The sequence below is a fragment of the Flavobacterium salmonis genome, assembly GCF_903819435.1.
In the GTDB taxonomy this organism is placed as follows: domain Bacteria; phylum Bacteroidota; class Bacteroidia; order Flavobacteriales; family Flavobacteriaceae; genus Flavobacterium; species Flavobacterium chungangense.
Genome location: NZ_CAIJDP010000068.1, coordinates 377,285 through 398,733, shown reverse-complemented (window position 1 = coordinate 398,733; position 21,449 = coordinate 377,285). Strand labels below are relative to the sequence as shown.

Here is a 21,449-nt window from a genome sequence, read left to right as displayed (position 1 = left end):
TAGTCATTCATTGCAATACTTTGAATTCTGTAGAAAATTATGGTTCGTCAAAAAAAGGTGTTATATGATTTCGATTAAATTTTACATAATTATCATATTTATTAAAATTAATTAAGTTATTTTTAAATAAAAAGCCTAATTTTTAATAATAATCTACTTTTAGTTGTTTTTTTAACTATATTTGTTTGTAACTTTTAAAAATTAGAATTATGAAAAATATACAAATTTTATCAGCAATTGTATTGATTGCATTGGGTTTTACATCATGTAAAGACGAGAAACAAGAACAAGCTAAGAAGACGATTGATTCATATGTAGCTTATGTGGATTCAGTAAAAAATGTTGCGGCAGAAGATTTGAAAGCAGATTGGGCAGCTGTTGAAGCGGAATATGACAAGAGAGCAGAAAATGCACAACTAGCGCTTGCGGATATTAAGGATAATACAGCTGAAACGGAAAGAATAAATACGAGCAAAATTAAATATGAAGAATTTAAAAATGATATGGCAGCTAAACTTGCGCCGCCTGTAAGTCCGAAACAACAATTGCGTAATGCTTTATTTGGAGAAGGAAAAATTGGTGACGACATGAGTTTTGACTGGGTAAATGCTAAAAATATTCATAGTGTGTATCAACAATTTGTACATACAGTAGAAAATAATAAAGACAGTTATTCACGTGAAGACTGGGATGAAATTAAATTGATGTATGAAGCACTTGACAGTCGTAAAAATACAGTCGAAAAAGAAGGTCTCTCAGCAGAAGATAACAGAAAAATTGCAGGCTTAAAAATCAAATTTGCGCCTATGTATACTGTAAACAGAATGGGAGCTAAATCTGAAGAAACTGCCGCAGCTAAGAAATAGGTTATTTAGGTTTATTTAGTTTTGAATATGACAATTAGAAATGGTTGTCATTTTTTTATGCCCTGATGATAAAGTGTTCTTTTTCCTGCTCACGTCTGAAAAATACAAACCCCCATTGAAAAGTATCAATTGTCACGGTTACTTTTGGATGTTTTTTTATAATTTCCCAAGCTTCCTCCATTTCTGAAGACCAATGAATATCATCAAAAATCCAAACGGAATCATTGTCAATCGTAGGTAGTAAAAGTTCAAAATAAGCTAAAGTTGCTTTTTTAGAATGATTACCGTCAAAGTAAATTAGTTCAAAGTTTAAAGTTTCTGGTTTCAGGTTATTCAGATACAGTTCAAATTCTGAAATTACATTTTCAACATTATTGAAATTGAATCTTTGCAGCTGCAATTGACATTGGTTTGCAGTTTGCAGGCAGCCTTCTAAAGTAATGATTTTTGCTTTTGGATTTCCTAAGGCAAGGGCAGAAGTTGCTAAACCTAATGAAGTCCCGATTTCAAGAATATTTTTTGGCTCAAAATAATTAGTTACGCGAAATAATAATTCAGCACGTTTTTTAGAAATTCCTGCAGTTTTTGCAATTTTTGAAATCTGTCTTTTATTGGATTTGAAAACTTTTGAACCTGCTCCAAAATCAGTTACATTAATAAAGTTTTTATTCTCTAAAAATGATTTTCGATAGTTATTAAGAGTTGAATATTCAGGTTTTGATTTTTTATCGTAAAAGCATTTCGTTAATAAACTAAAAACAAATGGAGAATGTACTCCATGTTCATTTTTGGATTTCCAAAGGAATTTTAGATATGATTTTATTTGATGCTGCATGTTTTGTTTCGCAAAGATTCACAAAATACAAACACAAAGATTCGTAAAAAAAAGTTAGTGTAATTCTGTGATTCTTTTGTGAATCTCCGTGTAATGTTTAATTAACCGAAATCAATTTAACATCGAAAATAAGTACTGAGCCGCCTGGAATTCCTCTATAATCAAAACTTCCATATGCTAAATGGGACGGAATTAATAAAACACCGCTTCCGCCGGTTTTAAAATACGGAATGCCCTCAGTCCAGCCTTTTATAACTTGGTTTAATCCAAAAGATGAGGTAGTAATGGAGTTAAATATTGTTCCGTTAGTATAATAGCCTTTATAAGCAACTGTGACATTAGATGTTGCTGTTGGCTGTGTTCCTTCTCCGGGTTCATTAATCACATAATATAGTCCCGTATTACTTCTTAGCGCGGTTAAATTGTTTTTAGCTATATAATCTGTAATTTCTTTTTCATTTTCAGCAGTGTAATCTTTTGCTATTTGTGGTTCTGCATTGTCCGGGTTACACGAAATAAAAAGTGTTAAGGCGATTAGAGAAAATAGGATTTGTTTCATAACTGTTTTAAATTTAGTATGATATATTGATTTTTTGTTTTACAAAGATTGTCAAAGTAAATACAAAAAATCATAATAATAAAATGTAACGTATCGCTGTGGCTTTTTTTAACTCAATTAATAATTAGCCTTCAATTTTAGCAGAAAGCTCAAACCAGCGTTCTTCTTTGTGATCTATTTTGCTGATGATATTTTGTAATTCGTTTGCTTTTTTCTCGATGTCAGCATCGGCAACCTTTCCGTCAGAGAATAATTGTTCGATTTTGGTTTTATCAATTTCTAAATCTTTGATTTCTTTTTCTAGTTTTTGATATTCTTTTTGCTCGTTAAAAGTCAGGTTTCCAGTTGGATTATTTTGTTTCCAATCTTTCTTTTCGGCTTTGTTTTCTTCTTTTTGGGCAACATCCGCACTGTCTTCATAAGCTCTGAAATCAGAATAGTTTCCCGGGAAATTTTCGATCTCACCATTTCCTCTGAAAACAAATAAATGATCGACAATTTTATCCATGAAATAACGGTCGTGTGAAACCACTAATAAACAACCAGGGTAGTCTAAAAGGAAACTCTCTAAAACATTTAGTGTTACAATATCTAAATCGTTTGTTGGCTCATCGAGAATCAAAAAGTTTGGATTCTGAATCAAAACCGTGCATAAATATAAACGTTTTAATTCGCCACCACTTAATTTTTCAACGAAATCATATTGTTTTTTGGCATCAAAAAGAAAACGCTCCAGTAACTGTGAAGCTGAAATCATTTTTCCCTTTGCAAGCGGAATATATTCACCATATTCCTTAATAATATCGATAACACGCTGTCCCGGTTTGGGATTAATTCCGCTTTGGGTATAATATCCAATTTTTATTGTATCGCCTTTTACGACACGCCCGCTGTCAAGAGGAAGTGTACCGGTTAAAAGGTTTAAAAAAGTTGATTTTCCAGTTCCGTTTTTACCAATAATTCCGATACGTTCTCCTCTTTGGAAATCGAAACTGAAATTATCCAGAATAACGTGATCTTTAAACTTTTTAGAAATTTTGTGAAGCTCAATAATTTTGCTCCCCATTCTTTCCATGTTGATTTCAAGTTCGACTTTGTTTTCTTTTCTACGGCTTTGAGCTTTTTCTTTAATTACGTAAAAATCATCCTGACGCGATTTTGATTTCGTCGTTCTTGCTTTAGGCTGGCGGCGCATCCATTCTAATTCTTTTACAAATAAGTTTTTGGCTTTATCAACACTCGCATTTTCAGAGGTAATTCGCTCTTCTTTTTTCTCTAAATAATAGGAGTAATTTCCTTTGTACTGATATAATTTTCCGTTATCTAACTCCAGAATTTCATTGCATACACGTTCTAAAAAGAAACGGTCGTGTGTTACCATAAACAGCGTGATATTTTCTTTGGCAAAATAACTTTCCAGCCATTCAATCATTTCAAGATCTAAATGGTTGGTTGGCTCATCCAAAATCAGTAAATCAGGTCGATTGATTAGAATTATAGCTAATGAAAGACGCTTTTTTTGTCCCCCGGAAAGATTTTTTACTTTCAGTTTAAAATCTTCCAGTTTTAATTTGAATAAAATCTGCTTGTATTGCGTTTCAAAATCCCACGCATTGTGCTGATCCATTCCGTCAAAAGCTTTTTGGTATGCTTCTTCGTCATTCGGGTTCTCTAATGCTTTTTCGTAAGCTTCAATAATTTTTAAAGTTTCATTGTCTGAAGCAAAAATACTTTCTTCAATAGTCAGTTCGTCCTGAAGATTATTATCCTGAGAAAGAAATGCCATTCTAATACCTTTTCTTAAAACAACCTGACCTGTATCTGGTTCATCTAAGCCATTAATAATGCTCATAATGGTTGTTTTTCCAGAACCATTTTTAGCAATAAAAGCAATTTTTTGATCTTTATTGATTCCGAATGAAATGTTGTCAAAAAGCGTTCTTTCGCCAAAAGACTTCGATATATTTTCTACAGATAGGTAATTCACTTTGTAAATTATGAGTTATAAATTATAAGTTATGAATGATTTACAAAACACAACTTTTTTGCAAAAGTAAACTATTATATTACGATTTGCGAATTATTTATGGAGATAGGAATTCAATATAGGACTTAAATCGAAGTAATGGATCTGTTGTCGAACATTTAAAATAGGTTTTTTAATTAAAGCTTCGTTGGTTAAATAATAATGCAAACCATCTTGGGTTGTAATTCCCTCTATCTGATGAAAAGAAAGTTTAAGACTTATTCTTCGTTTGTTTCCGGATAAAAAATCATGATTTTTAAAATCGTACAGAAGATATATAAACGATTTTCCTTTTGCTGAATAGCCACAAAGAGCAATTAGTTTTTTTGATTCTATATAAGTGGCACCTGTTACTAACCCTTTTGTATCAAGTGTTTCTTTTAGTGTTGCTTTATGAATTCCGGATTTGTTTGGTAAAGTGTAAATACTTGTTTTTGATGATTTCCATTGTTTTGTAAACAAGTAGATACTATCCTTTGTGACAATAAAAGCTTCACAATCCAGATTTGTAGTGTTTGGTTTCTTTGAAGAAAAATCAGTTTGGTCTGAATATGAAAATGAAATAGTTTCAATTATTGGATCTTCTTTTAAAAATGATTTTTTCTCAATTTTTAAGATTTTCAAGTTGACTCTGTTTCCTGCATAATTATTTCCAAAATCCCCAATATATAAATACGAACTGTCTTGCGAGATTTCTTCCCAATCGTTATTTATGGTGTGTTCCAGAATTATTTTTTTTTTAATTTTCCCCAAAGAATCCAATCCGTAGATAGTTTTATCATGATCATCATTGTGGGTCCATAATAAATCTGCAAATGAAATAATTCCTGAAGTCTCGTTGATAGAATCGCTTAATGTTTTTGAGTATTCTGGTTTTATTTTGATTGTTTTGTACAGACAGCTTCCATCATTTAGAGTTGCATTCGAATTGTATGTTTTTGAAAAGGGATCTGTACATCCTGAAATTTGGCTGTAAGCTGTAGAGATAAAAAAAAAGCAAAAAATAAAATATTCTTTCATAATTAAAATGCAATAAACTAAAATATTAAAAGTTATGTTTTAGGCATTATAATTTGAAATTAGTTGCAATATATAAAAAAGACATGATTTAATTGTATAAATAGATTTAGTAATAATTTTGAAAAGTCAGAAATTTAACATTAAAAAATGTATTATTTTATTTTAAGTGGTACTAAATTAAATTTAACTTATTTTTTTATCAAAATTTAAAAATTGACCACAATTTGTGTTAAGTTGTATGTGATTGATAATGAGATTAATGTATTTTTGTATAGCTTTTATTCATTGCCTCCTGATGTTTTTAAGTATATAATCTAAAAAATGTCAATACATTTGCACAAATTTTATCTATTCTGAATTTCTTTAAAATGGGATTTTGAGGAGCGAAGCTGTGTTAAAATACAATTAATTTTGCAAATTTATAAAGAAAAATACTATTATATATTTTCAAATAATTTATTTTTAACGTTCGTATTAACTTTGTTTTTAGAAATTATGTATTTATTAATTATTTGACAAAATATTGATGATAAAAGAGAATAAAAAAGCAGCTTATTATGTTGTATGTTAGGAAATAATCTTTAAAAAATTTATTATAAATTATAACAATCCCAAAATTACCAACTTATGAAAAAAATGTTCTTTGCCTTATTATTAATTGCGACAGTTTCACAAGCTCAATACAGATTAAGATACGATAAGCTCTTTATGGAAGCCGGAATTGGATTGGCTGTTCCTTTATCAAATGTTTCTGCACAAGATGGGAGCGGTACAATATCAATAACCCATGGTCAGGGTTCATTACGTTATATGTTTTCTGAAAATGTTGGGGTATTAGGATCTTTAAGTTTCGATCAGTTTGAGAGCAAGGTTAAAGAGAAGACTGATCAGAGAATAGCCAGTTTAGAACTTTGCTACAATTTAGGCAATGTTATTGATATATCCAGAAATTCAGGAGGACAATTTGGGTTGCTGGTTCATGCAGGTGCAGGTGTTGGTCAACTGTCAAGTAAATTTAGTGGTAGTGATTATGTTGGAGTTCTTATGTTTGGTGCAAAACCCTTTGTGGCAATAAATGAAAAAGTTTCTTTTTTCACAGATTTAACATACAAAGCTACTGTGGAGCAGAATAAGTATTTTGACGGAAATGTATCTCCTCAAGGTACAGGAAGCCAGTTGGGTATTACTTTTGGTTTTATTGTAGCTTTGGGACAAAATCGTTTCCATGCTGATTCAGCTTATTAATCTAAGAAAAACTATAAAATCATTTTTATATAAAATAAATAATGAAAATAGGAATTACTTTTAGTGCCTTTGATTTGCTTCATGCCGGACATATCACTATGTTAGAAGAGGCCAAGCGTCAGTGTGATTATTTAATCTGTGCATTACAAACGGATCCAACATTGGACAGACCTGAAAAAAACAGGCCTACTCAAACTGTTGTAGAACGTTATATACAACTGAAGGGATGTAAGTTCGTAGATGAAATCGTACCTTATGCTACTGAACAGGATTTAGAAGATATTTTGCGTTCTTTTAAAATAGATGTTCGTATTATAGGAGATGAGTATCGCGAAAAAAACTTTACCGGTCGTGAATATTGCGAATCGAAAGGAATTGAGTTGTATTTTAATACCAGGGATCATCGTTTTTCAAGCAGCGGATTAAGAAAAGTTGTAGCTGAAAAAGAAGCTTTAAAAGTAATTTAAGTTAAAATGGAAAAGAATATTAAAATATATATCGCCGGTCATAATGGTATGGTTGGAAGTGCGATTTGGAGAACACTAACTGATAAAGGATTTACAAATTTGATAGGTGTTTCAAGTAAAGAACTTGATCTTCGTAATCAACAAGCTGTTCGTGATTTTATTACCAAAGAAAAACCAGAAGTCATTATTGATGCGGCTGCAAGAGTTGGGGGAATATTGGCCAACAATGATTATCCGTATCAGTTTATTATGGAGAACATGCAAATTCAAAATAATCTGATCGATTCAGCTTTACAAAATAATGTCGATAAATTTATTTTTTTAGGAAGTTCTTGCATATACCCAAAATTAGCACCGCAACCTTTAAAGGAAGATTACCTGCTAACAGACACTTTAGAGCCAACCAATGAATGGTATGCAATTGCCAAAATCACCGGAGTAAAAACGTGCCAGGCTATTAGAAATCAATTTGGCAAAGATTATGTAAGTTTAATGCCAACAAATTTATATGGGACGCATGATAATTTTGATTTAAATACATCGCATGTTTTGCCTGCTATGATTCGAAAATTCCATGAAGCTAAAGAAAACAATAATGCCCCGGTAACTCTTTGGGGAAGCGGAACTCCTATGCGTGAATTTTTATTCGTAGATGATATGGCGCAGGCTGTAGTTTTTGCATTAGAAAATAAATTACCGGATTATTTATATAACGTAGGAACAGGAGAAGATTTAACTATTAAACATTTAGCAGAAACTATTCAGCAAATAACCGGACATAAAGGAGAAATTATCTGGGATGCTACTAAGCCCGATGGAACTCCACGAAAATTGATGGATGTTTCTAAAATGCATCATTTAGGCTGGAAACATAAAATTGAACTTCAGGAGGGAATTCAAAAAACCTATGATTGGTTTTTAAAAAATAGCGAAGCATTCAAGCAGGTAAAAATGGAATGAATGACTTAAATGTTTTAAGTATTTAGAACGCATCTAGTTTGTTAAACAAATGATAACTAAATAACTAACGAGTTGTTAACATAAAATATATGAGTACAAAAAAAGTTGCATTAGTAACAGGAATAACAGGTCAGGACGGATCTTATTTAGCTGAACTATTATTAGAAAAGGGATATCAGGTACACGGAGTTAAAAGACGAGCGTCATCTTTTAATACTCAACGGATTGATCATATTTATCAGGATCAGCATGAAACAAATGTTGATTTTAAGTTGCATTATGGAGATTTAACAGATTCAACAAATATTATCAGAATAATTCAGGAAGTACAACCGGATGAAATTTATAATTTAGGAGCAATGTCACATGTAAAAGTGTCTTTCGATTCTCCTGAATATGTAGCTAATGTTGACGGATTAGGGACTTTACGAATTTTGGAAGCAGTAAGAATATTAGGTTTAGAGAAAAAGACAAGAGTATATCAGGCTTCTACTTCAGAGCTTTATGGAGGTCTGGCTGAAAATAAAAATGAAAAAGGATTTTATGATGAGAACTCACCATTTTATCCACGTTCTCCATACGGTGCCGCTAAAATCTATGGTTTTTGGATAACAAAAAATTATCGTGAAGCTTATAACATGTTTGCATGTAATGGTATTCTTTTCAATCATGAGTCTCCAAGACGCGGTGAAACTTTCGTAACGCGTAAGATTACTATGGCTACTGCCGCTATTGCAAAAGGAAAACAAGAATGTCTGTATCTTGGCAATCTAAACTCACAAAGAGATTGGGGACATGCCAAAGATTATGTAGAAGCGATGTGGAGAATTTTGCAACAAGATAAACCTGAAGATTATGTTATAGCGACAGGTGTAACTACCTATATCAGAGACTTTGTGACGATGTCTTTTGCAGAAGTAGGAATAGAACTGACTTTTGAAGGAAAAAATGAAAGTGAGGTAGCTAAAATTGCAGCCTGTAACAACCCATTATATCAATTAGAAAAAGGAAAAGTTGTAGTACGTGTTGATCCGGAATATTATCGTCCTACAGAAGTAGATCTTTTAATTGGTGATCCTACTAAATCAAAAACTAAACTAGGCTGGAAACCTCAATATGATTTAGCTGCTTTGGTAAAAGAGATGGTAGCAAGCGATTTGAAATTATTTTAAAAAAAACTGTATTTGTAAAATATTAAATATAGTAAAGTAAAATTATTAATGAATGCTTGATAGCACAAAAATTTATTTTGAAAATTTAAACGCAATAAGATTTATAGCAGCTTTACTTGTTATAGTACATCATATTGAGAACCAAAAATTTATTTTTAAATCACGCCCAATTTGTGGTTTGGGTGTGATACAATAAGGTTAATAGGTAGTTTGGGAGTAGTTTTGTTTTTTGTTTTGAGCGGATTTCTCATTACTTATCTTCTTTTTATAGAAAAAAAAATTACTGATACGATAGATGTAAAAAAGTTTTATATCCGTAGAGTTTTGAGAATATGGCCGTTGTATTTTTTTCTAATCATTATTTCTGCTTTTGTCTTACCTGAGATTGATTTTTTTACAATTCCGGTAGCTGGAAAAGAAATTGTTTCTCAAAATTTTATATTTAAAATAGTACTCTATGTTGTCTTTTTGCCCAATTTAGCATTAACACTTTTAGGTGGCATACCCTATGCTACCCAAGCTTGGTCTGTAGGAGCGGAAGAACAATTTTATTTAATATGGCCATTATTAAATAAATATATAAAAAATAAATGGTTGCTGATGTTTGGTATTATTGTAGGTTATTTGATTGTAAAATTTGCTATAAAATTAAATCGAATTAATCCATTAATGAATGAAATTGATCAATTTTGGGAATCAATTTCGATTGACTGTATGGCGATAGGGGGTGTTTTTGCTTTAATTCTATTCGAAAACAATAAGATTACTTATTATTTAAGAGAATTGTTGTTTGCCAAAACGATACAGTATTTTTCTTTGTTTTGTATTTTATTTTTTATAACCATTGGTTTGTTTGTGCCATTTTTTCAAAAAGAATTTTATTCTGTATTTTTTGGAATTATAATTATAAATTTTGCAGCTAATAAGGATAGAATTTTTTCAATGGAAAATGCTTTGACAAATTTTTTAGGAAGAATATCATATGGATTGTATATGTATCATTTAATAGCAATTACTATTGCAATTAAGATAAGCAAGAATTTTAATTACAGTAATTATATCATTTATCCGGTTACTATTCTTTTTACTATTGTGTTTGCAACCATTTCATATTATTTTTTTGAAGTGAAATTTATAAATAAAAAGAAAAAATATTCTCCTGTTTTAAGCGGTGATAATGCAAAATAATACATTATAATTAACTTATCTCGTCACGAATGTTTTAAAGAAAATATTTATTTATTGTTGGTTGTCTTGTTTATTAAATTATTTAAAATTACAAAATGACAAAAGATATATATGAAAGCAGAATACAAGGTAGGAGTTTGTTGAAGTTCTATATTGGTCTTTTGCCAAGATTTAAAAAATATCTTGAAATAAAATACTCAAGATATATTGCTCTGAAAAATGGAGCAACAATAGGAGAAAGTACAGTTATTCCATTGTCACTTGCGAAAAAAGCAAATTCAAATCTTAAAATTGGAAGCCATACTTCTGTTCAAACAAATAATATTGATTTGAGATCTAAAGTGACTATTGGGAATAACGTGATTTTAGGTCAGAATGTAGAAATTATTACAGCATCACATAATATTCATTCAGAAGAATGGGAACAAAAGAATTATGGAGTTGTAATTGAGGATTATGTTTGGGTTGCGACTAATGTTTTAGTTATGCCATCTTGCACAAATATTGGTTATGGTGCTGTCTGCGGTGGAGGAAGTGTATTAGTGAAAGATGTAGAATCAATGACAGTAGTTTCGGGCAATCCTGCTACTGTAATAGGACAAAGAAAAGTAGTGCATAAAAATCTTGTTGTTGAATCTTTATTAGGAGGTGACCTAAAAGCATATATAAGAACATATAAAAACCGATAATTTTAAATTAAGATTAAAATTATAATCAAATAGTGACAAATAATATATCAAAAAGCATAGTTTCAGGCGCAATTTGGAGTGCTTTCCAAATGATTGGGACAAAGGTTTTTTCAATGCTTGGGCAATTGATTTTAGCTTGGATTTTATTACCTCAGGATTTTGGTAAAATTAGCCTTGTTTATACGCTGACAAGTTTAGGTATTGTATTACAAAATTTTGGATTAACAGACGTTTTAATTAGTCGGGGAAAATCTTTCAATGTGTTAATACCTTTAGCAAAATCAATTACTTTAGTTTTAGCTGCAACCTGTTTGATTATTATTCTTATTTTAGGAGTAATTGGAGGAATAATTTATAACGATATTCAAATTACTTATTTAGTCTTAATTTTTAGTCTTTCTATTCCGTTTAATTCTTTTTCAGTTATACCGGATGCTAAATTAAGGCTTGCCCTGCGTTTTAAGCAGCTTTCTTTAGCTCAGTTTTATTCTGTTTTTTTAACACAGCTGTTTACAATTATTCTGGCATTATTATCCTTTGGAGTATATAGTTTTGTTATTCCAACAGTAATTGTGGCTTTTCTAAATTATATTTATCTTAATTTTCATTCAGGTATTGGATATGCTTTTAAAATAACTTTCAAACGATGGAATCATTTAGTAAGTAATAGTGCATGGGGATTTATTTACGCAATTTGCCAGAGGGTTATTCAGCAATTTGATTTTGCAGTTTTGGGTTTATTTGCATTACAGTCTGAAGTAGGAATTTATTATTTAGCTTTTAGTTTAAGTGTTCAGGCAATAGGTTTATTAGTTGGAAGTATTGCTCCGGTTTTATTTCCGGCTTTAAGTAAAGTTCCAAAAGATGATAAAATACAATTAAAAGTAATAATACTTAGAATAACGTCTGTTTTAGCATTGTTAGGTATGCCTTTTGCTCTATGGCAGGCAGTTTCAGTGAAGCCATTAATTCTTCTGTTTTTGCCACAAAAATGGCATGACTGCATTTATTTAGTTCAAATTTTATCAATCGGGGTTGGTTTTCAGGTGGTTGGTTCTTTATGGACAGTAGCTTTGCGTTTAAAAGCGGATTTTAAAAAGCAGGCATTATATTCTGTTTTGTCTTCGATATACTTTTTAATGTTAATTATTCCATTCTCTTATTTCTATAAATCCACAGGAACAGCTATAGCAGTATCACTTTTTAATATTACTTCCAGTCCAATACTTATTTATTTTTCTTATAAATATTTTGATATTAATTTTAGAGAGGTGATATATCCTTTTATCAAATATTTTGTCATTAGCAGTATTATATTTGGAGGGATATTTTTAATAACTACACTTTTTGAAAACATCTATATCAATCTTTTCTTGAATAGTATTTTATCTCCAATTGTTTATGGGGTTATAGTTTTTATCGCTGATAGAAATCTGATTCTGGATTTGTTTTATAAATTTAAAAGAAGATAAAATTTTAGTAAGATATAATGATAAAAAGAATTTATAAAAAAATATTTATTTCCGGTGCTACCTTTTCTGTTTTTAAAACAATATTTATTCGTGTTTTTGTATTTAGAGATTTTAAGAAAAATATCTACACAGGAAAAAGAACTTTAATATTATTAGATAAAGGTGCTCAAATAAAAATAAAAGGATCTCTACATATTGATGCTAAAAATAATGGGCAATTTTGGTTTTATAGCTCAGTAAGACTTTTAGAGAATACGATTGTGGATATTAAAGGGAGTGTAAATTTTTTTAGTGGATTACAATTAAAATTGTTTAAAAATGCGAGGTTGACAATAGGCGATGGCACTTATTTTTCAGGACCAATAGTTATTCATGCAAAAGAAAATATTTCTATAGGTGAGAATTGTTCTATTTCGTGGTTTTGCTCAATTATTGATTCTAATTTTCATGAAATTGATGAAGGCAGTGGAATAATAACGAAAGAAGTAATTATTGGTAACAACGTTTGGATTGGAAATAATGTAACAATATTACCTGGTACTATCATCGAAGATAATGCAATTATAGGAGCTCAAAGCATTGTGAAAGGGCATTATAAATCTGGTGGAATTTATGCAGGTAATCCGGCAAAATTAATTAGAGAAAGACACTAAATATATTTTTTATAAATTTTATTAAAATAAATTAATGAAAGTACTTGTTTCTGTAGTAGGGCGATTTCATGCTTTTGATTTGGCAAATCAATTGCAAAAAGCAGGGGTATTGTCTAAATTAAACACGACTTACCCTAACAGAATTGCAAAGCGTTGGGGAATTAGGACCGAGAATATACATAGCAATATATCATTAGAGTTTTTAAATAGGTATTTTATTAGATTGTTCCCGTTTTTGAAAAATTCTATTTCTATTTTTTTATATAAAAAACAAGCAAATAGCAATAAGAAATTTTTATCAGATGCTGATGTTTTAATTTCCTGGAGTGGAGCCAGTTTAGAAGCAATAATTGAAGCGAAAAAATTAAATAAAATAACTATACTTGAAAGAGGAAGTAGCCACTATAGTTATCAAATGAGAATTCTTCAGGAAGAGTTCTTAAAATTTAATAAAGTTTTTAAACCTAATTATAAAGTTTGGCAGAGGGAATTGTTAGAATATGAATTGACAGATTATGTTATGGTCCCTTCAACTTATGTAAAACGTTCGTTTATAGAACAAGGATTTCCTGAAAAAAAAATATTGCTTAATCCTTATGGAGTGGATCTTTCTTCTTTTAAACAAATTGAAAAAGAGGATGATTTATTCAGGGTTGTTTTTGCAGGTGGTTTGAGTTTTAGAAAAGGAGCACACTATTTATTACAGGCTTTCAATGAATTAGATTTGCCTAATAGTGAATTATGGCATTTAGGGACAGTGACTGAAGAAATTAAACCAATTGTAGAAAGATTCCAAAGTGATAAAATTAAATACTTAGGACATAAGCCCCAAAATGAATTGAATAGGTATTATTCTCAAGCCTCTGTGTTTGTTATAATGTCTTTAGAGGAAGGGCTTGCTTTAGTTCAGCCACAAGCCATGGCATGTGGACTTCCACTTATATGTACTAGTAATACAGGTGGTGAAGATTTAATTACGAAAGATGGAGAAGAAGGTTTTGTTATAGATATTAGAGATGTAAATGCATTAAAGGAAAAATTATTGTTTTTGTATCAAAATCCGGATGTTTGTCGTGAAATGGGACAAAAAGCAAAGCTAAAAGTCAGTAATGGTTTTACATGGAACGATTATGGAGTCAGATATTTAGAGATATTAAACAATATAATCAAATAAAAAAGCGATTAAGAAAACTGATTACCGATAGTAATGAAAAGAAAGCAAAATGTTAAGTTTTTTATAGTAATAATTTTAATTATTTGGTTATTAGCTTTTTATGGAGTTAGTATTTTGTCTTCTATTGGATTATTGATCGTTATTTACATTGGAAATAAGTTTTTAAATGAATTAGGAAAAACAATTCCAATTTTAGAGTTAATATTATTTGTTAGTGGATTTCAATGGATAATTGGTCCGTTTATATTGTATAGAATAGAACCAGATTTTATGCAGGTCTCAGAAAATGAGTATATGGCCATTACTGTAGGCGCTTATTTAAGTTTTGTTACAGGATGTTTATTTATAAGAAGCAAAAAAGCAATTCTTGATAAAACGAAGATTAGAGAAATTATATCAAGGCCTAAGACAATTTCAATTATTAAATCTATTTATTGGGTTGGTTTAGTTTTTTTTGTTGTTTCTTTTTTTTTCAAAACATCTTTAGATTTTATCTTTACCATAATATATAGCTTTTCTTTTATTACCGCTATTATGTTATTGTATAGCCCTATACCTAATAAAAAAATATATGTAATTGCTATTTATTCCCTACTTTTTCTTAAATGTATATACCAATCAGTTTTTGCTGAATTTATCTCGCAATGTTTTTTGCTTATCATTTTCATACCAAATATTTATTCTCTAAGCAAAAAAAAAATAATTATTCTTTTAGGTCTTGGTATACTAATGTTGTCAGTAATCAATACGGCTAAAACTGCGTACAGAAGTAAAGTTTGGAGTGACAGGGGGAGAGAGGTCAATATAAGTTTATTTTTTACGATACTTTTTAATTCTGAAAAATCTGAAAATGACACAGATAATTCTTTTCTTCAAAGAATTAGTTCCGGGTCAGTGAATTCTAGTATTTTTAGTTATGTGCCTAAATATAAACAACATACTCAAGGGGAGGTGCTTTTAGAAGATTTTGCAAATGCTATTATTCCTCGAATTCTATATGCCGATAAAAAGGATATTGATAATAGTAAAAATTATATGTTATATACAGGGAGATATCTAGGCGAAGGAACATCAGTTGGAGTTAATGCTCTTGGAATAGGCTATGCAGAATTTGGTGTAATTGGGTGTTTTATTTTTATGGGCATATATGGTTTATCTCTTAATAGTGTACTTAATTTTTGTATCACAAAGTCTAAAAAAAACATATTATATCTTTTTAGCATAATTGTCGTTTTTATTGGGGCGATTAAAGCTGAGACAGAGTTTATTGGATTAATAAATGGTCTTTTAAAAGCATTCTTTTTTGTAATTATTTTTATATATTTCATTAGTAAAAATAAAACTAGATTATTTTCATATGGAAGTTAGTAGGTTGAGAATTTTATCTATAGGAGGTTTTTCAGGGTATGGAGAAAGCAATACTTGTTTGCATCGCACCTGGGCATTAGAGGAATTGGGAGAAGTAGATAGGATAGATACAACAAAACATTATACTATTTATTTAAGGATAATTAATAGTTTGTTTCAAAAAGGATTTAATTTGCGATTTCCCGATTTTTCGTCAGTTAATAAGAAAATCATAGCCCTTGCAAGTCAAAAATATTACGATATTATATGGATTGATAAAGGAATATTTATAAATAGTTCAACTTTAAAAAAAATTAAAGCTATAAATCCAAAAATAAAGATTGTTGGATATTCTCCGGATGATATGTCGCAACGGCACAACCAAAGCTTCAATTTTATAGAGAGTCTTCCTTCTTATGATCATTACATAACTACTAAATCTTATATAGTTGAGAAACTAAAAAAAATGGGAGTCAAAAACGTTCTTTTTACTGATAATGCTTATGAAGATAAATTTCATTTTCCCCGAAAACTAAATGATATTGAAAAAGAAAAATTAGGAGGAGATGTGGGGTTCATTGGAGCTTGGGAAGGAGAAAGAGCAAATACCATCCTATTCCTTGCTAAAAATGGTATTAATATTAGAGTTTGGGGCGGTGGCGAATGGAATCAATATAAAAATATATTTCCTAATCTTCAAATTGAGGATAAAGGTTTGTTTTCTGATGATTACTCAAAAGCATTATCATCTTTTAAAATATCACTTTGTTTTTTAAGAAAAATGAATTTTGATTTACAAACTACAAGAACTATGGAAATTCCTGCATGTAAGGGTTTTTTAATGGCCGAGAGAACTTCAGAACATTCGCGCTTATTTACCGAAGGAATAGAAGCAGATTTTTTTTCATCTGATAAAGAATTATTGGAAAAATGTTTGTTTTATTTAAAAAATGAAAATAAAAGATTAGAATTAGTGGAATCAGGATACAGAAGATGTATCACTTCAGGTTATTCAAATAAAAGTAGAATTAAATTAATTGTTCAGGAAGTAATTACAAAATCTTAAGATATGAAAATTTGTTACATATTTAGGCAGAAAGAGAAGAAAGGACATAGCATTGAAAATGTTTTTCTTACTGTTAATTCAAATATGTCGAAATTAAATGTTGAAACCGAATTATACTTTAGAAATAAATCTTTTTGGAAAAGTTTATTTGAGATAAAAAAAATTAAAGCAGATTTTTATCATATTACAGGAGACGTTCATTATTTGGCGATTTTCTTGCCTAGAAAAAAAACTACTATCACAATTCATGATATTGGAGCATATAAAAACAATAAAAAAAATTTAAAAAGATATATTTTTGCCTTTATTTGGTTTGTTTTGCCTATTTGGTGGGTGAAAAAAATCACAGTTATAAGCGACTTGGTAAAACAAGATTTAATTCATTATTTCAAAGTAAATCCGGATAAAATTTTTGTTATTGAAAATCCTTTATCTCTTGATTTAGAATTTAAAGAAAAGGAAATAGAAAATAGAAAACCTAATATTTTGCAAATAGGATCTGGTTGGCATAAAAATTTATTAGGACTAGTAGAATCTGTAAAGGACATACAATGCACAGTGACTATAATTGGAAATCCTGGTTTAGATTTAATTGAAAAGATGACAAAATATGCAATTGATTTTAAAATTTATTCAAATATTACAAATGCCGAGGTCATGGATTTATATTCAGAATGTGATATTGTTTATTTTGCTTCTTTTTCTGAAGGATTTGGATTGCCAATAATTGAAGCTCAAACAATAGGGCGCCCAGTGATTACAAGTTATTTATCTCCAATGATAGAAGTAGGTGGGGATGGAGTAGTATTAGTTGATCCATTGTCTCATAAAGAAATAAAAAAGGCAATTAATAAATTGATAGAAGACTCAGGATTTTACAAAACGTGTGTAGAAAAAGGGCTTATTAATTCTAGAAAATACACACCTATAAATGTAGCAGAAAAATATCACCAATTTTATCGTTTAATGGATGTTTAAAAAATATGTTTTTTGGCAAAATATACTCAGTATACATCAGTCTGCTTTTATAAGAAACTTGGCAGAAAATAATCATGTTACAGTAGTAGTAGAAAAAAAGTTCAACACAGAAAGAATTAAGCAAGGCTGGACGATACCGGATTTTGGAAAAGCATTACTAATTATATCTCCAGAGGTTGAAAGTATAAATAGTCTGTTAAGTGACAAAGAAATTATTCACGTATTTACAGGCATTAAGTCTTTCAAACTTGCTTCACAGGTTTTTATATTAGCAACAAAACAAAAGGCTAAAGTAGGTGTTATTTTAGAGCCATTTAATTGGATTGGTATTAAAGGAAAACTTCGTTTCATAAAATATTTATTGTTGAGACTTAAGTATGGAAAGAATATTGATTTTTTATTAGTAATAGGGAATAGAGGTAGATGGTGTTATGAAAAAACAGGATTTCATTCAGCTAAAATTTATGATTGGGGATATTTTACTGAAAGCAATAAGCTAATTTCAGAAGAAAGCACAACTATTTCTTTGGATAGAAAACCCAATATTATTTTTGTTGGTAGTATTGATAATAATAAAAATATATTAGAGTTAGTTTCTGTGTGTAAAAAAAACAGAGATATTTTCCAAAATTTTTTGATAATTGGTTCAGGCCCTTTGAAGCAAGAATTGTTATTTTTAATTAAAGATTCAAATTTTTCTTATTTAGGAAATATTTCTAATGAAAATGTTAAAGAGCATATTCTAGATTCTGATTTATTAATATTACCAAGTAAATATGATGGTTGGGGAGCTGTAGTAAATGAAGCCTTAACAATGGGGACACCTGTTTTAGTTAGTGAGAATTGTGGTTCATCAATTTTGATTGACGGAGATTATAGGGGAACAGTATTTTCAATTGATAAAAATAATCTTGAAGAAATTTTGATAAGTTTTTTACAAAAGCTTCCATATGGAGAGTCAAAAAGAAACACAATAATTAATTGGGCTGATAAATCAATATCTGGAAAAATTGCTGCAGAATATTTTTTACAAATAGTGGAAAATGTATATTATATCTCTGAAAAACCAATTGCACCTTGGTTAATAAAAAATAATTAAATACTTTAAATGAAAATAACACATTGTATTTCATCCATTGACGAATCTACAGGAGGTCCTGCAAGAAGTGTAACCCATTTAGTTAAAGCTTTAGGAGAAATTAAAGTAATTTCAGAAGTTAATTTATTAACTATTAAATCTGAAAACCCTTTAATTTTACAATTTTCGAATACCAAATTGCACATTGAATTTTATGCATCTGGATTGTTACAATACTCATCAGGACTGTGTAGTAAACTGCGTTCTGTTCAAACAGACTTGTTTCATGGTCATGGTATTTGGCAACAACCAGTACACCAAATGGCAAGAATTGCAAGAGAAAGAAAGTTGCCTTATGTTATTTCTGTTAGAGGAATGCTTGAGCCTTGGTCTTTAACTCAGGGAAAGCTCAAGAAAAAAATTGCCTTAATGTTATTTCAGTATAAAGATTTACAAAAAGCGAATTGTTTGCACGCTACCGGTAAAATGGAATTGGAAAGTATAAGGGCATTAGGATTTAAGAATCCAATAGCCGATATACCTAACGGAATAAAAATAGATCAATATCCTATTAAAGATTTTGCTAAAAAATCAGATTTAAAAAAAATACTTTTTCTATCCAGAATACATCCAAAAAAAGGGATAGAGAATTTGATTAATAGTTGGGGAGATTTAAATGCTGTTATTCGCAAAAATTGGATTATAGAAATAGTAGGTAACGGAGAAGAAAATTACATAAAATCTTTGCATAGTATAATACAGGCAAAAAATCTGGAAGACCAAATAACTATCATTGGACCAGTATTTGGCAATGAAAAAGTTAACTGTTACCAAAATGCAGATATATTTGTCCTGCCTACCTATAGTGAAAACTTCGGAATAGTAATTGCCGAAGCATTATGCTGTGGAGTTCCTGTTATTACCACTAAAGGAACACCATGGGAAGAATTAGAAAAAATGAACGCAGGCCGATGGATAGATATGGGTGAAGAGCCTCTAAAAAAGGCCTTGTCTGAGTTAATGATGAAAAGTGATTTGGAAAGAGAAACAATGGGCAAAAATGGAAGAAAATTAATTGAAGAGAGGTATTCTATTGAAGCTGTTGCAAAAAAAATGAAACAGTTGTACAAGTGGATTATTCTTAAAGGAGAAAAACCTGATTTTGTATATTTGTAGTTATGGAAAATAATAAAATAGATTTATCGCAATATAAGAATACTTTTAGCAGAAAAAATAAAATAGCAAGATTATTATGGACAATAATTTGGACAATTTTTGCAAGACCATTGCCTCGAAGTTTTGGTAATTCATGGAAAATCTTTTTATTACGATTATTTGGTGCTAAGATTCATAAAAAAGCAGTGATTTATTCTACTGTTCGAATATATATGCCATGGAATTTAGAAATGGATGCCTATTCTTGTTTGGCTCCTGAGGTAGATTGTTATAATGTAGATAAAATAAAAATAGGTGCCAATAGTACTGTTTCTCAAAAAGCATATTTATGTGGAGCTTCTCATGACATTACTTTAACACGGAATCCTTTAATTCATGCTCCAATAATTATCGAAGACCAAGTATGGATTGGTGCTGATGCTTATTTAGGTATGGGAATTACTATTAAGCGAGGATCTGTTGTTGGGGCTAGGGCTTGTGTGTATAAGGATGTGGAGTCTTGGACAGTTGTAGGTGGTAATCCTGCAAAATTTATTAAAAAAAGAATATTTGAAAATGAATAACCCCCCATCACTTACTGCAATTGTATTAACTTATAATGAAGAAATTCACCTGCAACGTTGTTTGGATTCTTTAAAAGGAGTATGTAGTGAAATAGTTGTGATTGACTCTTATTCAACTGATAAAACAAAAGAAATTGCTATTCAAAACGGAGCACGTTTTTATCAAAACAAATTTTCTAATCATGCCAATCAATTGAATTGGGGGATTGAGTTTGGACATATTACAACAGATTGGGTGATACGTGTAGATGCGGATGAATATTTATCTGAAGAATTAGGCAGGAATATTAAAAAAGACCTAATAACAATGAATGCTAATGTTCATGGAATAAGAGTAAAGCGGTTGATGTACTTTTTTGACAGACCCTTAAAAAAAGGAGGAATGTATCCTATTTGGCATACAAAATTGTGGCGTAATGGTTCTGCTTTTTGCGAACAACGCTGGATGGATGAAAGGATAAAGCTTAATCAGGGAGAAACGGCATCTTTAGAAGGAGACTTAGTAGATCATAATTTAAATAATTTGACATGGTGGATTCAAAAACATAATGGATATGCTACCAGAGAAGCTATTGACATTTTAGATAAGATTTATAATTTTACAGATGCTGAATTAGTACCATCTAATTTATTTGGTAATGGAGAAGAACGCAGGAGGTGGTTCAAACAAAAATATTTGATGTTGCCCTTGTTTGTTAGACCTCTTCTTTTTTGGTTTATTAGATATGTTTTGCAAGGAGGTTTTTTTGAAGGGAAGAGAGGATTTATTTGGAACATTCTTCAATGTGGATGGTACCGCTTTTTAGTGGATGTAAAAATTTATGAGGCATATAAAAAAGCTGGTTATAATAAAGAAAATCTTATTTTGTTTTTCAAAAAAGAGTATGGCTATGATGTAACAAAAATAGGTTAATA

At 30.0% G+C, this 21,449-nt stretch carries 21 protein-coding genes; 17 read left to right on the top strand and 4 right to left on the bottom strand.

Going from position 1 to position 21,449, the window contains the following annotated elements; translation table 11 throughout:
* The first annotated feature begins 209 nt into the window (after nt 1–209).
* Nucleotides 210–866: a DUF6565 domain-containing protein gene (locus FLACHUCJ7_RS11850; protein ID WP_180909043.1), complete on the top strand. Its 657-nt coding sequence runs from the start codon at nt 210–212 to the stop codon at nt 864–866.
* 55 nt (nt 867–921) lie between these two features.
* Here FLACHUCJ7_RS11850 and FLACHUCJ7_RS11845 read toward each other — a convergent pair whose 3' ends face one another.
* The 4 genes from FLACHUCJ7_RS11845 to FLACHUCJ7_RS11830 form a co-directional block, all read right to left on the bottom strand.
* Entirely contained in the window at nt 922–1,701 is a 780-nt protein-coding gene (locus FLACHUCJ7_RS11845) for an O-methyltransferase (RefSeq protein WP_180909042.1), read from the bottom strand.
* A 97-nt stretch (nt 1,702–1,798) separates the two neighbouring features.
* The gene (locus FLACHUCJ7_RS11840) at nt 1,799–2,260 is read right to left on the bottom strand and encodes an FKBP-type peptidyl-prolyl cis-trans isomerase (protein ID WP_078226104.1); all 462 of its coding nucleotides are present in this window, start codon (nt 2,258–2,260) and stop codon (nt 1,799–1,801) included.
* Between the two features lie 124 nt (nt 2,261–2,384).
* Nucleotides 2,385–4,247, bottom strand: a complete 1,863-nt coding sequence (locus FLACHUCJ7_RS11835) for an ABC-F family ATP-binding cassette domain-containing protein (RefSeq protein ID WP_180909041.1) — start codon at nt 4,245–4,247, stop codon at nt 2,385–2,387.
* Between the two features lie 93 nt (nt 4,248–4,340).
* Nucleotides 4,341–5,306, bottom strand: a complete 966-nt coding sequence (locus tag FLACHUCJ7_RS11830) for a T9SS C-terminal target domain-containing protein (RefSeq protein WP_180909040.1) — start codon at nt 5,304–5,306, stop codon at nt 4,341–4,343.
* A gap of 627 nt (nt 5,307–5,933) precedes the next feature.
* On the opposite strand from FLACHUCJ7_RS11830, the gene FLACHUCJ7_RS11825 reads away from it, so the two are divergent.
* The 16 genes from FLACHUCJ7_RS11825 to FLACHUCJ7_RS11750 all read left to right on the top strand — a co-directional run bounded on the left by FLACHUCJ7_RS11825 (nt 5,934) and on the right by FLACHUCJ7_RS11750 (nt 21,447).
* The gene (locus FLACHUCJ7_RS11825; RefSeq protein WP_180909039.1) at nt 5,934–6,551 is read left to right on the top strand and encodes an outer membrane beta-barrel protein; all 618 of its coding nucleotides are present in this window, start codon (nt 5,934–5,936) and stop codon (nt 6,549–6,551) included.
* Nucleotides 6,552–6,592: 41 nt separating this feature from the next.
* Nucleotides 6,593–7,018 (top strand): adenylyltransferase/cytidyltransferase family protein, encoded by a 426-nt coding sequence (locus FLACHUCJ7_RS11820; protein ID WP_078226108.1) that lies wholly within the window; start codon nt 6,593–6,595, stop codon nt 7,016–7,018.
* A gap of 6 nt (nt 7,019–7,024) precedes the next feature.
* Entirely contained in the window at nt 7,025–7,978 is a 954-nt protein-coding gene (locus FLACHUCJ7_RS11815) for a GDP-L-fucose synthase family protein (protein ID WP_180909038.1), read from the top strand.
* An 89-nt stretch (nt 7,979–8,067) separates the two neighbouring features.
* The gene (gene gmd, locus FLACHUCJ7_RS11810; RefSeq protein WP_180909037.1) at nt 8,068–9,150 is read left to right on the top strand and encodes a GDP-mannose 4,6-dehydratase; all 1,083 of its coding nucleotides are present in this window, start codon (nt 8,068–8,070) and stop codon (nt 9,148–9,150) included.
* A gap of 171 nt (nt 9,151–9,321) precedes the next feature.
* Nucleotides 9,322–10,338: an acyltransferase family protein gene (locus FLACHUCJ7_RS11805; protein WP_379780637.1), complete on the top strand. Its 1,017-nt coding sequence runs from the start codon at nt 9,322–9,324 to the stop codon at nt 10,336–10,338.
* Between the two features lie 95 nt (nt 10,339–10,433).
* Complete coding sequence (locus tag FLACHUCJ7_RS11800; protein ID WP_078226112.1) at nt 10,434–11,027, top strand: acyltransferase; 594 nt, start codon at nt 10,434–10,436, stop codon at nt 11,025–11,027.
* 32 nt (nt 11,028–11,059) lie between these two features.
* Nucleotides 11,060–12,499: an oligosaccharide flippase family protein gene (locus FLACHUCJ7_RS11795; protein ID WP_078226113.1), complete on the top strand. Its 1,440-nt coding sequence runs from the start codon at nt 11,060–11,062 to the stop codon at nt 12,497–12,499.
* A 17-nt stretch (nt 12,500–12,516) separates the two neighbouring features.
* Nucleotides 12,517–13,152 carry an acyltransferase gene (locus tag FLACHUCJ7_RS11790; RefSeq protein WP_180909035.1) on the top strand — a complete coding sequence of 212 codons (636 nt, stop codon included), beginning with the start codon at nt 12,517–12,519 and terminating at the stop codon, nt 13,150–13,152.
* 34 nt (nt 13,153–13,186) lie between these two features.
* Nucleotides 13,187–14,326 (top strand): glycosyltransferase family 4 protein, encoded by a 1,140-nt coding sequence (locus FLACHUCJ7_RS11785; RefSeq protein ID WP_180909034.1) that lies wholly within the window; start codon nt 13,187–13,189, stop codon nt 14,324–14,326.
* Between the two features lie 33 nt (nt 14,327–14,359).
* Nucleotides 14,360–15,694, top strand: a complete 1,335-nt coding sequence (locus tag FLACHUCJ7_RS11780; RefSeq protein WP_180909033.1) for a hypothetical protein — start codon at nt 14,360–14,362, stop codon at nt 15,692–15,694.
* A complete protein-coding gene (locus FLACHUCJ7_RS11775; protein WP_180909032.1) occupies nt 15,684–16,739 on the top strand; it encodes a CgeB family protein in 1,056 nt (351 codons plus the stop codon). The genes FLACHUCJ7_RS11780 and FLACHUCJ7_RS11775 overlap by 11 nt, the downstream gene beginning before the upstream one ends.
* 3 nt (nt 16,740–16,742) lie before the next feature.
* A complete protein-coding gene (locus tag FLACHUCJ7_RS11770; protein ID WP_180909031.1) occupies nt 16,743–17,717 on the top strand; it encodes a glycosyltransferase in 975 nt (324 codons plus the stop codon).
* Entirely contained in the window at nt 17,710–18,816 is a 1,107-nt protein-coding gene (locus tag FLACHUCJ7_RS11765) for a glycosyltransferase family 4 protein (protein WP_180909030.1), read from the top strand. The genes FLACHUCJ7_RS11770 and FLACHUCJ7_RS11765 overlap by 8 nt, the downstream gene beginning before the upstream one ends.
* Before the next feature lie 9 nt (nt 18,817–18,825).
* Entirely contained in the window at nt 18,826–19,971 is a 1,146-nt protein-coding gene (locus FLACHUCJ7_RS11760; RefSeq protein WP_180909029.1) for a glycosyltransferase, read from the top strand.
* Between the two features lie 2 nt (nt 19,972–19,973).
* Nucleotides 19,974–20,534 carry a DapH/DapD/GlmU-related protein gene (locus FLACHUCJ7_RS11755; protein ID WP_180909028.1) on the top strand — a complete coding sequence of 187 codons (561 nt, stop codon included), beginning with the start codon at nt 19,974–19,976 and terminating at the stop codon, nt 20,532–20,534.
* Nucleotides 20,527–21,447, top strand: coding sequence for a glycosyltransferase family 2 protein (locus FLACHUCJ7_RS11750; protein ID WP_180909094.1), 921 nt, complete (start codon nt 20,527–20,529; stop codon nt 21,445–21,447). Before FLACHUCJ7_RS11755 ends, FLACHUCJ7_RS11750 begins: the two co-directional genes overlap by 8 nt.
* The last annotated feature ends 2 nt before the right edge of the window (nt 21,448–21,449 follow it).

What these genes read in the sequence shown, in the direction of transcription:
- FLACHUCJ7_RS11820 (WP_078226108.1), top strand. Translation starts at nt 6,593, where the DNA reads ATGAAAATAGGAATTACTTTTAGTGCCTTTGATTTGCTTCATGCCGGA.
- FLACHUCJ7_RS11825 (WP_180909039.1), top strand. Translation starts at nt 5,934, where the DNA reads ATGAAAAAAATGTTCTTTGCCTTATTATTAATTGCGACAGTTTCACAA.
- FLACHUCJ7_RS11785 (WP_180909034.1), top strand. Translation starts at nt 13,187, where the DNA reads ATGAAAGTACTTGTTTCTGTAGTAGGGCGATTTCATGCTTTTGATTTG.
- FLACHUCJ7_RS11765 (WP_180909030.1), top strand. Translation starts at nt 17,710, where the DNA reads ATGTTTAAAAAATATGTTTTTTGGCAAAATATACTCAGTATACATCAG.
- FLACHUCJ7_RS11845 (WP_180909042.1), bottom strand. Translation starts at nt 1,701, where the DNA reads ATGCAGCATCAAATAAAATCATATCTAAAATTCCTTTGGAAATCCAAA.
- FLACHUCJ7_RS11775 (WP_180909032.1), top strand. Translation starts at nt 15,684, where the DNA reads ATGGAAGTTAGTAGGTTGAGAATTTTATCTATAGGAGGTTTTTCAGGG.
- FLACHUCJ7_RS11840 (WP_078226104.1), bottom strand. Translation starts at nt 2,260, where the DNA reads ATGAAACAAATCCTATTTTCTCTAATCGCCTTAACACTTTTTATTTCG.
- FLACHUCJ7_RS11750 (WP_180909094.1), top strand. Translation starts at nt 20,527, where the DNA reads ATGAATAACCCCCCATCACTTACTGCAATTGTATTAACTTATAATGAA.
- FLACHUCJ7_RS11800 (WP_078226112.1), top strand. Translation starts at nt 10,434, where the DNA reads ATGACAAAAGATATATATGAAAGCAGAATACAAGGTAGGAGTTTGTTG.
- FLACHUCJ7_RS11755 (WP_180909028.1), top strand. Translation starts at nt 19,974, where the DNA reads ATGGAAAATAATAAAATAGATTTATCGCAATATAAGAATACTTTTAGC.
- FLACHUCJ7_RS11830 (WP_180909040.1), bottom strand. Translation starts at nt 5,306, where the DNA reads ATGAAAGAATATTTTATTTTTTGCTTTTTTTTTATCTCTACAGCTTAC.
- gmd (WP_180909037.1), top strand. Translation starts at nt 8,068, where the DNA reads ATGAGTACAAAAAAAGTTGCATTAGTAACAGGAATAACAGGTCAGGAC.
- FLACHUCJ7_RS11815 (WP_180909038.1), top strand. Translation starts at nt 7,025, where the DNA reads ATGGAAAAGAATATTAAAATATATATCGCCGGTCATAATGGTATGGTT.
- FLACHUCJ7_RS11790 (WP_180909035.1), top strand. Translation starts at nt 12,517, where the DNA reads ATGATAAAAAGAATTTATAAAAAAATATTTATTTCCGGTGCTACCTTT.
- FLACHUCJ7_RS11780 (WP_180909033.1), top strand. Translation starts at nt 14,360, where the DNA reads ATGAAAAGAAAGCAAAATGTTAAGTTTTTTATAGTAATAATTTTAATT.
- FLACHUCJ7_RS11760 (WP_180909029.1), top strand. Translation starts at nt 18,826, where the DNA reads ATGAAAATAACACATTGTATTTCATCCATTGACGAATCTACAGGAGGT.
- FLACHUCJ7_RS11850 (WP_180909043.1), top strand. Translation starts at nt 210, where the DNA reads ATGAAAAATATACAAATTTTATCAGCAATTGTATTGATTGCATTGGGT.
- FLACHUCJ7_RS11770 (WP_180909031.1), top strand. Translation starts at nt 16,743, where the DNA reads ATGAAAATTTGTTACATATTTAGGCAGAAAGAGAAGAAAGGACATAGC.